Below are 12458 nucleotides of genomic sequence, written 5' to 3'. Positions count from 1 at the left end.
GGGTCAGAACTTGCGAGTGCCCACAACGATCAGGACGACACTCACTGCGGCGATGACCGCACCGCCGAGGAACATGGCGCCGTAGCTGATCATCGGAGCCAGAGCCGAGAGAATCGCCGGGATGAAGAACCCGAGGTAGGTCAGCGAGTAGTAGACGCCGACCATGCCGCCCAGATGCTCGGGGCGGGCATTGCGCTGGGTCTCCTGCAGACCCGCGATGAGCAGCAGGCCGTAGGCGAACCCGAGCGCGGCCGCGGCGATGATGGTGATCACCATACTGTGCGTGAAAGCCGAAAGGGCAGCGATCAGCACACCCACGATCACGGCGCACATCGCCGAGGCGATAGCCCGTTGGCTGTGCGGCTTGATGAACTTGCGCGCCAGCTGCTGGCTCAGCACGCCGAAGGTCAGTGCCACGAAGCAGAGGATGCCGGCGAAGGCGACTTCGAAGCCGGGCACCTGATCCATGACCAGAGAGGGGAGCACCGCATACGCGCTGGCGGCCGCACCGAACACCCACGGAGCCATCGGCAGCACCACCAGCAGGAATCTGGGGGAGACCGCCTCCTTCAGACGCAATGCATCCCGCAGGCTCTCGTGACGCGGGGCCGGGGCAGATGCCGTGGCAGCGTTGCGGTCGCCGCCGAGCGGGATGCCGGTGATCGACGCGTTCGTCTCGGGAGTGCCCAGCAGCAGCAGCCAGAGCAGGCCGGTCAGCACGATGTTGACCGCATAGGGCGCGATCTCGGGAATCGGTGTGAACTGTGCGAGCAGCGCGGCGACGACGGCGCCGAGAGCGAACCCGACCGTCAGTGCCATGGTGGCTCTGCGGGCTCCGGCTCCGGCATCCCCGGTCGTGGAGTACGGCCGCATCGAGAGCTCTTTGATCCAGCTCGACCCGACGGCCATCACGAGGCCGAGCGCCAGGCCCGAGAAGATGCGCCCGACGAAGAGCAGCATGTGCGACTCGCCGCCGAACATGAGCAGCAGGCTGCCCGCGATTGAGAGCGCCGGCGCGAGATGCATCAGCGGTCGGCGGCCGCGCAGGTCGGAGAGCGGCCCGCCGATGAGCAGGGCGGGGATGATGCCGAGAACATATGCCCCGAGCAGCACATTCACGCTCTGCGCGCTCATGTGCTCGTGGATGCGGTACATCGCGAGCAGCGGGGTGAACTCGTTGCCGCCCCAGGCGACGGCGAAGAGCACACCCGCGGCGGCGAGCCAGTCAGGTCGCTTCGGCTGCCAGCGGGGGTGTCGGTCTGGCATCGCTGCTGCTGCGGCGGACGCTGCGGATGCGTTGGAGGGATTGTGCTGGGACATGCGTGTGGTGTTTCTCGTTTTCACTCGACGAATCGAACTGGATGGTGGTGTGGCTGCACCGAGTCGGGATGCGCTGCGTTCAGCACGTGATCAACGGGGGCTTGCCCCGTGGATGTCGTTGAAGTGGTGGTCGAGCGCCTTGACGAACTTGTGTGGGTCACCGGTGCGCAGCGCGTCGAGCAGGTCGTGGTGCTGCTGGAGCACGCGATACGGGCGGTCGCTGCCCGTCTTGACCGCATAGGCTGTCATCCGGCGCTGGCGGTCGCTGAGCTGCCGATAGACCGCAGTGAGAATACGGTTGCCGGCCGACTCGACCAGCAACTGGTGAAAGTGCAGGTCGGCGATGATGAACGCCTGCAGATCTGGCTCTTCGGCGAGTGCGGCCTCTTGGCTGATCAGCGTGGTCTCGAGCTCGTCGGCGACCTTGGTGAGCAGGGCGGGGGCGGCAGCCAGGCGACTCGCCGCCCACGACTCGATCAGTCGGCGGGCCTCGAGAATCTCGTTGCCCTCACTGCTGTCGACTCCTTCGACGAGGGCGCCGCGCTTGGGGTAGAGGTGCATCCAGCCTTCGGCCTGCAGGCGAAGAAACGCCTCGCGCACCGGCGTGCGGCTGACGCCGAGCTGGTCGGCGATCTCTCCTTCGCTGAGCAGTGTGTTGCCGGCGATGTCTCCCAGAATGATGCGCTCTTTGAGATCGCTGTAGACGCGTTCTGACGCCAACGCCGCCACGACCAGCCCCCTTCGGGTATACAACATAGATACAAGATGTATCTCGTAGTGTACCGCACAAGCCGGTCAACGCCAAGAACGGCCGACCACCCGCCCGTGAACGGGGCGCGTGGTCGGCCGAACAATGCTGGCGGAGGGAGCCCTCAGTCGCGACTGCTGGCGATGATCGCGAACAGCCGAAGAAACTCGACGTAGAGCCAGATCACGGTGACGGCGATGCCGAACGCGGCCGTCCAGCCGAACTTGGCCGGCGCGCCCTGCTGCACCCCGGTCTTGACCATGTCGAAGTCGAGGACGAGCGAGTATGCGGCCATGATGACCACGAGAATGCCGACGAGCACGCCGACCGGGATGCCGAAGATCTGCATGCCGAGCACGCCGAAGGGGTTCGTGGTCGCTCCGAAGAGCATCATGCCGACGTTCACGAGGCTGAACAACAGGTACCCGCCCATGGCGATCATGAGAATCTTGGCGCCCTTCGCCGAGGCGCGCACCTTGCCGCTCGTGAAGAGCACCAGGGTTACAGCGAACACGCTGAGCGTCGCGAGCACGGCCTGCATGACGATGCCGCCGTAGTAGGTGGCGGCGAACACCTGCGAGATCGCACCGACGAAGAGGCCCTGGAAGACTCCGTAGGCGAGAATGAGCGGCACCGACGGCTGCTTCTTGAACGAGTTGACCAGGCCGAGCACGAGGCCGCCGATGACGCCGACGAACAGCAGCTGAGGAACCATCCAGCCGACCACGGCACCGATGAGAATCGTGCCGAAGAGCATTGCGGTCTTGACGATGACGCCGTCGTAGGTCATGCGCTCCGAGGTGGGCAGAGCCGAGTCGGCAGCGGGGAAGGCCTGCGGTCGGGTCTGCTGCGGAACGCCCTGCTGGGCCTGCGGCTCGGCGCCGGCGGGGCGATCGTACATCTGGCGCAGCTGATCGGCCGTCGCGGTCTCACCCACCTGCGGCGTCTTGCCGTTGAAATAGGGGTTTCTCGAGAGAACGGGGTTGTCCAGAGCCACGAAGGCCTCCTCAGTGTCGTGTCGTGGTCAGCCGCGCTGTCAATGTCGCTGATCGGCAGCGGTGCCGCGGCGCGTCTACAGTCTAGAGAACGCGTCTGTGCGCCGCCTATTCCCTCACGTCCCTCAACTCATCGAAACGGCCTCGCGCACAGCTCGGTTCAGATCATCGTCGCCGAAGACGAATCCCTCACCGGTCAGCCGTTCGGGAACCACCTGCTGGTCGGCGAGCAGCAGGTCATCGGCCGCCGCACCGAGCACCGCGCGCAGGGCCCATGCCGGCGCCGGCAGCACATGGGGCCGACGCAGTGCCCGGGTGACGGCCCGAGTCACCTGCTCGCTGGTCGCGCCGCTCGGCGCCGCGATGTTCGCCGGTCCCGCGATCTCGCTCGCGGTCGCGAGGTGCACATAGGCCGCGGCCTCATCGCGCAGAGAGACCCACGGCCAGTGCTGTCGCCCGGATCCGAGTCTGCCGGCGAGACCGAACTTCGCGAGTGCGACCAGTGGCCCGAGCGCCGCACGGGTCGAGAGCACGATGCCGGTGCGCGCGTGCGCGACGCGCGTGCTCTCCGTCGCAGCGTTCGTCGCCGCCTCCCACCGTCGTGTGACCTCTGCGAGAAACCCCTCTCCGGCGTCGGCCTGCTCAGTCAGCCGCTCGCCGGGGCGGCTGCCGTAGAACCCGACGGCCGACGCTGACACCCAGGCCTTCGGAGGAGCGGCCGACGCCGCGATCGCCCGGGCCAGCGTGCGAGTGCTCTCGATGCGGCTTGTGAGGATGCCATGGCGGCGCGATCTGGTCCACGGCAGCTTCGCGATGCTGGTGCCGTTCAGCGAGACGATCGCATCGGCCCACTCGATCGCAGCGGGGTCGAGCTCGCCGGCCGCCGGCTGCCACTGCCAGGAGAGCGTCGAATCGGGGCGGGGGCGGGAGCCGGGCCGCGTCAGCACGCCGACCTCGTGTCCGGTGTCGGTCAGCTGCTGACGGATCTCTGAGCCGATGAGCCCGCTGGCTCCGGCGATGAGCACTTTCATGGTCGATCCTCTCGACGGTGAGACGTGCAAGTAGCTTACTTGGTAAACAGGCGATGCTACGATCGGCCCATGCACACCTTGCCCGACACCTCTCATCGAACGGGCTCGCGCCCGCCACAGGGCAGGCAGGCGGCCTCGCCACAGCCGAGCCGCTGGCTGCGCATCGGCCTGCCCGTCGTGCTCGCCCTGCTCTGGCTGGTGCTGGGCGGTCTGGGCGGCCCGACTTTCGGCAAGATCTCGCAGGTGGCTTCGACCGATGCCACCACGTTTCTGCCGGCCAGCTCGCAGTCGACTCAGGTGCAGCAGTGGCAGCAGCGCTTCGCCGACGACCCCGATGCGATTCCCGCTGTCGTCGTGTTCACCACAGAGCAGAACCGCGAGCTCACCGCGACCGACCTGCAGCAGATCACCGACCGGGTCGCGGCCGCCGCTGACGGTGCGACCACTTCGCCGGTGATTCCCAGCGACGACCGGCAGGCGGCTCAGGTCGTCGTCGAACTCGACCGCGGCGACGGACTGAAGGCACCCGTGCAGCAGCTGCAGCAGGCGCTCGCCGACGATGCCCTGGCATCCGCCGGCATCGAGGCGCACGTGACCGGTCCGGCCGGCTACGCCGCCGACCTCAGCGCCGCCTTCGCCGGCATCGACGGCGTGCTGCTGATCGTGGCCCTGAGCGCCGTGCTGGTCATTCTCGTGCTGGTGTACCGGTCGCTCCTGCTGCCGCTGCTGGTGCTCGCCACCTCGGTGTTCGCCCTGTGCGCCTCGATCCTCGCCGTCTTCTGGCTCGCCAAGGCGGGCGTCGTGCAGCTCAACGGGCAGTCGCAGGGAATCCTCTGCATTCTGGTGATCGGCGCGTGCACAGACTACTCGCTGCTCATCGTGCACCGATATCGTGAGCTGCTCACCACCGAGCCAAGCGTCTGGCGGGCGGTGCTGGGCGCCCTGCGCGCGAATCTCGAGCCGGTGGCGGCTTCGGCCGGCACGGTCGTCGCCGGGCTGCTCTGCCTGCTGCTCAGCGATCTGAACTCGAACCGCAGCCTCGGACCTGTGACCGCGATCGGCATCGTCTGGGCGTTCCTCGCCGCGATGACGCTGCTTCCCGCACTGCTCGCCCTGGTCGGTCGCGCGGGCTTCTGGCCCAACGTGCCGCGGCTGCGTGCGGCACACGCGGCGAGTGAGCCGACCGGTCGGCTGTGGCCCGCAGTGGCTCGATTCGTCGACCGTCGTCATCGCACCGTGTGGATCGCGAGCATCGTGCTGCTCGCCGCCGGTGCGACCGGACTGTTCGGGCTGAACGCGAACGGCGTGCAGCAGCGCGACCTGGTGCTCACCGAGAACCAGTCGTCGACCGGTCAGGCGCTGCTCGAGCAGCACTTCGCCGGCGGCACCGGCAGCCCGGTCACAGTGATCGCCGAAACGGCGGATGCGGCGGTCACGCTGAACGCTCTGCGTGCAGCCGACGGCATGAGCGGCGCGTACCAGGTGACCGACGGGCCGAGCGGTGCGCCGATTCCGGGCGCACAGCCGCTCGAGGTCGACGGGCACGTGCAGCTGCGCGCGACACTGGAGCACGGCGCCGACGACCCCAGGTCAGAGCAGGCGGTGCGCGACCTGCGCGACGAGCTGGCCACGGCCGCTCCGAGCGCGCTGGTCGGCGGGGTCACCGCGACGGCGGTCGACACCAACGACGCCGCCATGCACGACCGCAACCTGATCATTCCGGTCGTGCTGGTGGTGATCACGATCATCCTCATGCTGCTGCTGCGGTCGATCGTGGCGCCGATCATGCTGCTGGGGGCCACAGTCCTCTCATTCGCCGCAGCCCTCGGCGTCTCATCGCTGATCTTCGATCACGTGCTGCACCTGCCCGGCGCCGATCCGTCGGTGCCGCTCTACGGCTTCGTGTTCCTGGTCGCGCTCGGGGTCGACTACAACATCTTCCTGATGACGCGGGTGCGTGAAGAGACGCGGCTCTTCGTCGCCCACGGCGTGCCTGACGCAGATCTGACGCGAGAGCAGCAGCGGGCCGCGCACCTCAGCACCCGTCGCGGCATCGACGAGGGTCTGGTGCAGACCGGTTCGGTGATCACCTCGGCCGGCGTCGTGCTCGCCGCGACGTTCGCCGCTCTCGGCGTGATCCCGATTCTCTTCCTGCTGCAGCTCGCCATCATCGTGAGCTTCGGCGTGCTGCTCGACACGATTCTGGTGCGCTCGCTGCTGGTGCCGGCGCTCGCGATATCGATGCGCCGGGTGCTCTGGTGGCCGTCGCGCCTGGATGGTGCGCGAGCTTCGGAGCGCGGGGCATAATGATCTGCAGGCCGGCTGTCACAGCCGGCCTGCTCACCCCATCGAACGGAGCATTGCATGGCGCTGTACGCGATCACCTACAAGTATGTCGACGACACCGAGAAGCTCGGCGAGGTCCGCCCCTCGCATCGCGCCTATCTCTCTGGGCTGTGCGAAACCGGGCAGATCCTCGCCTCGGGCCCGCTGACGACGGCCGGCCCGAACACCGCGCTGCTGATCTTCCAGGCCGACAGCATCGAGCAGGCCGCCGCGCTGAGCGACGACGACCCGATGGTCGCCAACGGTCTGGTCGCCGAGCGCCATGTGCAGGAATGGAACGTCGTCATCGGCGGCTTCTCACACTGACTCTTCGATCAGCACCCGGGCCAGGGCGAGCATCGCCGCGTCGAGCTCCTGGTCGTCGAGGTGCCCGTAGCCGATGACGATCCCATGTCGAGACTCGCCGTCGTCTCCGCTGCTCCAATAGGTCGACAGCGGCGACACTGCGAGGCCGGCGGCGGTGCACCGGCGCACGAGGCCGGTCTCGCGTTCGCGGGATGCCCTGCTCGCGTCGCCCTGGGCGCGCCCGGCACCTGCGGCCGGCGTGCGCATCGCCTCTGCCTGCTTGCTGTCGTGCATCACCTCGATGACGGCGTGCAGGCCGCCGTCCATCGGGAACACCGTGATGCCCCGGACTCCCTGCAGTCGGGTGAGCACACGGCTGCGCCGCTGGCGATAGATGCGTCGCATGCGCGCGGTATGGCGGCGCAGCTCTCCCGACGCCAGATACTCGGCGAAGGCGATCTGCGTCACCGCAGACACCGGCGAGCCGAGATCGCGACGCACCTGCAGCATCCGCTCGCGCAGCCGATCGCCGGCGATCACGAAACCTGTCGCCACTTCGGGCGCCACCGTCTTGGAATATGTGCCGAGGGTCACGACCACGCCGTCGTGCGGGTCGTCGAGGGCGGCGAGGGCGGGCAGCGGCTGGCCGACGTAGCGCAGCTCGGAGTCGTAGTCGTCTTCGATGATGACCACCTCGTTGCGGCGAGCCCACTCGAGCAGTTCGCGGCGGCGGTCGGCGGGCAGCGACCCGCCCAGCGGATACTGGTGGCTGGGAGTCACGATCACCGCGTCGGGCACCGTCTCAGGAGGCTGTGGCAGGCGATCGGTGAGCAGACCCGACGTGTCGACCTGCAGCTGCTGCAGTCGCGCGCCCAGCCGTGTCACCACGCGTCGCAGCGACGGGTACCCCGGTGACTCCACGCCGATGGCGGGGGCAGCGGCCGTGCCGAACAGCGCGAGCATCAGCAGTGCCAGCCCTTCGCGCGCGCCCGCGGTCACGATGACGGCGTCAGCGTCGCGCCTGACCCCGCGCATGCGACGCAGGTGCTCGACGATCTGCTCGCGCAGTGCCGGCAGGCCGGCTGGCGGCAGGGCGGCCGGCACCGTCTCGGCAGCCGTTCGCCAGGCCGCGCGCCAGGCCGGCGTGACCAGGTGCTCGGTCGACGGCCGATCGGGGGTCAGATCGTGGATGACCCGTGGTGCCCGAGGCGCCGTCTGGGGGCGCCTGCGCGCTGGGGTCGGCGCCGAGGCAGACACCGACCCCAGCGGGGCTGCCTGCGGTGTGCTGACGTGGGCGGGTGACGGCGGGCGCGGATGCATCGCGGCCAGACGCGGGTTCACTCGCGTGGCCGAGCCCCGTCGTGCCTCGAGATATCCCTCGGCGCCGAGTTGTTCGAAGGCGGTGACGACCGTTCCTCGTGAGATGCTCAGCTGCCGCGCCCAGGCCCGTGTCGAGGGCAGTGCGTCGCCGGCGGCGAGCACACCGGTGTCGATCAGCTCTCGAACGGCCGCGGCCAGCTGAGACGGCAGTGACGAGCCGCGATCGGATCGCAGCTCGATCGGAAGCTCCAGCAGCTGGGCAGCACGCATGCTCTCCATTGTGATCCATAAGACACGAAGTGGTCCAGAGAAAACATCAGATACTGGATCTTGTCTCATGCCACTTCTCGGACGACAGTGGAGGCCATGACTGAGAACGAGACCATCGCAGACGAGACCACTGCTGCGAACACGACAACTGCATCCGCCTACGGCACGCCCCTCGTCAAGAGCGGGCTCGCCGACATGCTCAAGGGCGGCGTCATCATGGACGTCGTGACCGCCGAACAGGCGCGCATCGCCGAAGACGCCGGAGCCGTCGCCGTGATGGCGCTCGAGCGGGTGCCGGCCGACATTCGCGCACAGGGCGGCGTGGCGCGCATGAGCGACCCCGATCTGATCGACTCGATCATCGCGGCGGTGTCGATCCCGGTGATGGCGAAGGCCCGCATCGGGCATTTCGTCGAGGCGCAGGTGCTGCAGGAGCTCGGTGTCGACTACATCGACGAATCCGAGGTGCTGAGCCCCGCAGACTACGTGAATCACATCGACAAGCAGCGCTTCACGGTGCCGTTCGTCTGCGGAGCCACGAACCTGGGCGAGGCACTGCGTCGCATTGCCGAGGGCGCGGCGATGATTCGCTCGAAAGGTGAGGCGGGCACCGGCGACGTCTCAGAGGCGACCAAGCACATCCGCACGATTCGCGGCGAGATCGCTCGCCTGCAGGCGCTCGCTGCGGCAGAGCCCGAGCAGCTCTACGTCGCGGCGAAAGAGCTTGCGGCGCCGCTGCCCCTGGTGCAGTGGGTGGCCGAGCACGGGGAGCTCCCGGTCGTGCTGTTCACAGCGGGCGGCATCGCGACACCGGCCGATGCGTCGATGATGATGCAGCTCGGGGCCGACGGCGTGTTCGTCGGCTCGGGCATCTTCAAGTCGGGCGAGCCGGCGAAGCGCGCTGCGGCGATCGTGCGCGCCACCGCGCAGTACGACGACCCGGCGGCCATCGCCGAGGCCTCGCGCGGGCTCGGCGAGGCGATGGTGGGCATCAACGTCGCCGATCTGCCTGCTCCGCACCGGCTGGCCGAGCGCGGGTGGTGAGCATGCCGGCCCCGACAGGCGCCCACCCGGCGAGGCGCTCGCGGCCAGACCCGAGCATCCGCCGCGTCGGAGTGCTTGCGGTGCAGGGTGGCGTGCGCGAACACGTCGATCTGCTGGCGTCGATGCAGGTGCTGCCGGTGCCGATTCGGCGTGCCGCCGACCTCATCGGCGCCGACGGCCCGCGAGTGGATGCTCTGGTGCTGCCCGGTGGCGAATCGTCGGTGCTCGATCGGCTCACCCGCACGCTCGGCCTCGCAGATGCGCTGAGCGAGGTCATCTCGGGCGGGCTGCCGACGCTCGGCACCTGTGCCGGGCTGATCATGCTGGCCGATCGCATCGAGAACCCGGCGCCGGGCCAGCGCTCGATCGGCGGGCTGGGCATCACGGTCGACCGCAACGCCTTCGGGGCGCAGGTCGTGTCTGAAGAGGCAACGGTCGAGACGGTCTGGGGGCCGGTGCATGCCGCGTTCATCCGGGCGCCGAGGGTGGTGCAGCTCGGGAGCGCCGCCCTCGCCGCGCGTCACCGGGGCGAGGTCGTCGCCGTCACTCAGGGCAACCTGATCGGAGTCGCCTTTCACCCCGAGCTCACCGGTGACACCACGGTGCACGAGCAGCTGCTGAAGCTGGTGTAGCTGCGCAACACCAGAGATCGCTCGGCACCACCACCGATCGCGCGAAGACACGCAGTTCTGAAGCGAACAGTGGGGTGCCGAGCGATCTGCCTGAGGCGCCCTCGCGCAAGTGGGGTGCCGCTGCGCCGCTACCGCACCGATGCGCGGCGCAGTGCGAGATACTGCGCCAGGCAGGCGATCACGATGATGACGCCGGCAAGCGCGGCCAGCCACCAGAGGGCGAAGTGGGCGCCGATCCATGCCCAGGCCGGCACCGACAGCAGCAGTGCGAGCGCGACGACCAGTGCCAGCGCGATGGCCACGATGGTCGGGCCCTTGTTGCCGAATCGCACCCAGATCGCGCCGAAGGCCCCACCGATCGACAGCGACGCGAGCGTGCCCAAGAACACGGTCACGAGCAGCTGCCACAGCGATCCCGAGCCGAACAACAGCGTGTCGAACACGTAGACGCCGATGAACCAGTGGTTCGTGGCCAGCTCGAGCAGCAGCAGAGCGCCGCCCAGGAGCGCGACGTAGACCGCCATCAGCAGGTGGAACGCCAGGGTGCCGAGTGTGAACGATCGGCGTGTGCTGCCGAGGGCGAGCGTGAACGGGAAAGTCGTCGACACCGAGGCAACGCCCAGGTAGATGAGGAATCCGGGCAGAGACCAGGCCGCACCCGAGTTGTTGCGAAGGCCCGCGATGAACTCCGGGTCGCTGGGGGCGCCACCGGTCGCGCGTTGAATCGTCAGCGAGACGATCACCGAGACGGCGAATACCAGTGCGAGAATGATCCCCGGAGTGAGTAGGCTGCTCGACGGCACATTCAGCTGCAGGCGGGTGACGCGAGCGATGCGCTGCAGTGGGGTGGGGCGGACGACACCTGTGTCGGTGGATGGGCCTGTGGTGGCCGGGCCCGGCCCGGCGGAGCCGTCGATGCGGGAAGAAGAGGCGGGAGAAGTCATGATCACTCCTTAGACGGTCGTGGTGCGCGAGGCACCGAGGTCTGTGTTCGGGCGGGCGGCGCGCGCGTCTGTGAGCGAACCTGCGCCGAGCGCGCTCACGATCTGCTGCAGCGACGCGGGTCGAACATCCACACCGTCTGCGGCCGCCGCGGCGACCAGCTCGCGGCCGGCCTGCCCACGCACGGTCACCGTGCTCAGCGCGCCGATCTCGTGCGAATGCAGAACCTCGTGGCCCTTGATATATGCGGTGACGCGTGAGGTGACGCCGCTGAGCGTGAATGCGTACCCGGCGAGGTCGTCGGCGCTGCGGTCGAGCACGAGCCGCCCACGGTCGAGCACCAGCACATGGTCGAACAGTGGCGCCATCTCGTCGATCAGGTGCGTCGAGGCGATGATCGTGCGCGGGTGTGCCGAGTAGTCCTCGATGAGCACGTCATAGAAGTGCTGCCGAGCTGTCGCGTCGAGGCCGAGGTACGGCTCGTCGAGAAACGTGATCGGCGCCCGCGACGCCAAACTGATGGCGACGCCCAGGGCCGAGAGCTGGCCGCGGCTGAACTTCTTGACCTTGGTCTTAGCAGGCAGCCGGAACGCGTCGGCGAGGCGTGCCGCCAGTTCGGCATCCCACGCCGGGTGGAACAGCGGCGCGATGCGCAGCGCATGCTTCAGCTGGTAGTCGTCGGGGTAGCGCTGGTTGTCGCGGATGAAGCTGATATCGTCCTGCACGCGCGCCGACTCGAACGGGCCGCTGCCCGTGATGTGGATGCTGCCCGCCGTCGGGCGATCCTGCCCGGTGAGCAGCGCCATCAGGGTGGTCTTGCCGGCGCCGTTGCGACCGAGGAGCCCGATGATGCTGGGCTGATCGATGCTGAACGACACGTCGTCGAGTGCGGCGACGTCGCCGTACCGGCGGGTGACGCCGGCCACTGAGATGATGGGGGATTTCATCGGGTCCTCCTGTCGAGGTCGAGCTGGTCGGGGTGTGCTGACTGAGCGGCTTGGGTGGGTTGGGCGGTTTGGCCGGGCGGGTTGGTTGGGTTGGTGCGGGTGGCGTGGCTGGTGTCGACGGTCTGTGTGACTTGGCTCATCTGGGTGATGGTGCCGCGCACCTCGTCGCGAGTGAGTCCGAGGCGCTGGGCCTCGCGCAGCATCGGTGCGACGAACTGCTCTGCGAATCGGCTGCGTCGTTCGGAGAGCAGCTGTGCTCGGGCTCCGGCGACGACGAACATGCCGCGCCCCCGGTGCTTCTCGAGCAGCTGCCGATCGACGAGCAGGTTCAGCGCCCTGCCTGCCGTCGCCGGGTTGATGCGGTGGAACGCCGACAGCTCGTTGGTCGACGGGACCGCCGTGCCTTCGGCGTAGGCGCCGTTGGCGATGTCGTCGGCGATCTGATCAGCGAGCTGGATGAAGATCGGCCGGTCGTTGTCGAATGCCACGGATCACCTGCTCTCTGCTGTTCGGCTCGGATGGTTCTGGTGTTTCTCGAGGTGGTGGAGCGTTGTGCTGGCTGATTGCGTTGTCTGTCC

The 12458-nt window shown here is 68.3% G+C and carries 12 protein-coding genes; 4 read left to right on the top strand and 8 right to left on the bottom strand.

Annotation, left to right across the window (positions count from 1 at the left end; translation table 11 throughout):
- Positions 1-3 precede the first annotated feature (3 nt).
- The 4 genes from LRX77_RS03280 to LRX77_RS03265 all read right to left on the bottom strand — a co-directional run bounded on the left by LRX77_RS03280 (position 4) and on the right by LRX77_RS03265 (position 4094).
- Complete coding sequence (locus LRX77_RS03280; protein ID WP_231831406.1) at positions 4-1320, bottom strand: MFS transporter; 1317 nt, start codon at positions 1318-1320, stop codon at positions 4-6.
- Between the two features lie 90 nt (positions 1321-1410).
- Positions 1411-2076, bottom strand: coding sequence for a GntR family transcriptional regulator (locus LRX77_RS03275; protein ID WP_231831405.1), 666 nt, complete (start codon positions 2074-2076; stop codon positions 1411-1413).
- Between the two features lie 116 nt (positions 2077-2192).
- A complete protein-coding gene (locus LRX77_RS03270) occupies positions 2193-3059 on the bottom strand; it encodes a Bax inhibitor-1/YccA family protein (RefSeq protein ID WP_269453676.1) in 867 nt (288 codons plus the stop codon).
- Positions 3060-3188: 129 nt separating this feature from the next.
- A complete protein-coding gene (locus LRX77_RS03265; RefSeq protein WP_231831403.1) occupies positions 3189-4094 on the bottom strand; it encodes a TIGR01777 family oxidoreductase in 906 nt (301 codons plus the stop codon).
- A gap of 69 nt (positions 4095-4163) precedes the next feature.
- Between LRX77_RS03265 and LRX77_RS03260 the strand changes: the two genes are divergently transcribed.
- Together LRX77_RS03260 and LRX77_RS03255 are read left to right on the top strand one after the other, a co-directional pair.
- Complete coding sequence (locus LRX77_RS03260; protein ID WP_231831402.1) at positions 4164-6401, top strand: MMPL family transporter; 2238 nt, start codon at positions 4164-4166, stop codon at positions 6399-6401.
- A gap of 57 nt (positions 6402-6458) precedes the next feature.
- Positions 6459-6746, top strand: coding sequence for a YciI family protein (locus tag LRX77_RS03255; RefSeq protein WP_231831401.1), 288 nt, complete (start codon positions 6459-6461; stop codon positions 6744-6746).
- Here the strand turns inward: LRX77_RS03255 and pdxR are convergent.
- The gene (gene pdxR, locus LRX77_RS03250; protein ID WP_231831400.1) at positions 6738-8315 is read right to left on the bottom strand and encodes a MocR-like pyridoxine biosynthesis transcription factor PdxR; all 1578 of its coding nucleotides are present in this window, start codon (positions 8313-8315) and stop codon (positions 6738-6740) included. The two genes, LRX77_RS03255 and pdxR, sit on opposite strands and share 9 nt — an antisense overlap.
- Positions 8316-8411: 96 nt before the next feature.
- Between pdxR and pdxS the strand changes: the two genes are divergently transcribed.
- Positions 8412-9359, top strand: a complete 948-nt coding sequence (pdxS, locus tag LRX77_RS03245) for a pyridoxal 5'-phosphate synthase lyase subunit PdxS (RefSeq protein WP_269453603.1) — start codon at positions 8412-8414, stop codon at positions 9357-9359.
- A gap of 2 nt (positions 9360-9361) precedes the next feature.
- The gene (gene pdxT, locus LRX77_RS03240; protein ID WP_231831399.1) at positions 9362-9991 is read left to right on the top strand and encodes a pyridoxal 5'-phosphate synthase glutaminase subunit PdxT; all 630 of its coding nucleotides are present in this window, start codon (positions 9362-9364) and stop codon (positions 9989-9991) included.
- A 128-nt stretch (positions 9992-10119) separates the two neighbouring features.
- Here the strand turns inward: pdxT and LRX77_RS03235 are convergent, their stop codons facing one another.
- Genes LRX77_RS03235 through LRX77_RS03225 form a run of 3 tightly spaced genes read right to left on the bottom strand, consistent with a single transcriptional unit; the run spans position 10120 to position 12368 of the window.
- Positions 10120-10935, bottom strand: a complete 816-nt coding sequence (locus LRX77_RS03235; RefSeq protein ID WP_231831398.1) for a hypothetical protein — start codon at positions 10933-10935, stop codon at positions 10120-10122.
- Positions 10936-10944: 9 nt separating this feature from the next.
- Positions 10945-11880, bottom strand: coding sequence for an ABC transporter ATP-binding protein (locus LRX77_RS03230; RefSeq protein WP_231831397.1), 936 nt, complete (start codon positions 11878-11880; stop codon positions 10945-10947).
- Entirely contained in the window at positions 11877-12368 is a 492-nt protein-coding gene (locus LRX77_RS03225; protein WP_231831396.1) for a GntR family transcriptional regulator, read from the bottom strand. The genes LRX77_RS03230 and LRX77_RS03225 overlap by 4 nt, the downstream gene beginning before the upstream one ends.
- Positions 12369-12458 lie beyond the last annotated feature (90 nt).

Origin of the sequence: Pseudoclavibacter sp. 13-3, assembly GCF_021168475.1 — a bacterium.
Lineage (GTDB): Bacteria > Actinomycetota > Actinomycetes > Actinomycetales > Microbacteriaceae > Pseudoclavibacter_A.
The sequence above is the reverse complement of the archived record's forward strand: the minus strand, read 5'-3'. Positions and strand labels throughout refer to the sequence as shown.

Excerpts from the sequence above, each read along its gene's own strand:
- LRX77_RS03280 (WP_231831406.1), bottom strand. The coding sequence starts at position 1,320 with ATGTCCCAGCACAATCCCTCCAACGCATCCGCAGCGTCCGCCGCAGCA.
- LRX77_RS03275 (WP_231831405.1), bottom strand. The coding sequence starts at position 2,076 with ATGTTGTATACCCGAAGGGGGCTGGTCGTGGCGGCGTTGGCGTCAGAA.
- LRX77_RS03265 (WP_231831403.1), bottom strand. The coding sequence starts at position 4,094 with ATGAAAGTGCTCATCGCCGGAGCCAGCGGGCTCATCGGCTCAGAGATC.
- LRX77_RS03260 (WP_231831402.1), top strand. The coding sequence starts at position 4,164 with ATGCACACCTTGCCCGACACCTCTCATCGAACGGGCTCGCGCCCGCCA.
- LRX77_RS03255 (WP_231831401.1), top strand. The coding sequence starts at position 6,459 with ATGGCGCTGTACGCGATCACCTACAAGTATGTCGACGACACCGAGAAG.
- pdxR (WP_231831400.1), bottom strand. The coding sequence starts at position 8,315 with ATGCGTGCTGCCCAGCTGCTGGAGCTTCCGATCGAGCTGCGATCCGAT.
- pdxS (WP_269453603.1), top strand. The coding sequence starts at position 8,412 with ATGACTGAGAACGAGACCATCGCAGACGAGACCACTGCTGCGAACACG.
- pdxT (WP_231831399.1), top strand. The coding sequence starts at position 9,362 with ATGCCGGCCCCGACAGGCGCCCACCCGGCGAGGCGCTCGCGGCCAGAC.
- LRX77_RS03235 (WP_231831398.1), bottom strand. The coding sequence starts at position 10,935 with ATGACTTCTCCCGCCTCTTCTTCCCGCATCGACGGCTCCGCCGGGCCG.
- LRX77_RS03230 (WP_231831397.1), bottom strand. The coding sequence starts at position 11,880 with ATGAAATCCCCCATCATCTCAGTGGCCGGCGTCACCCGCCGGTACGGC.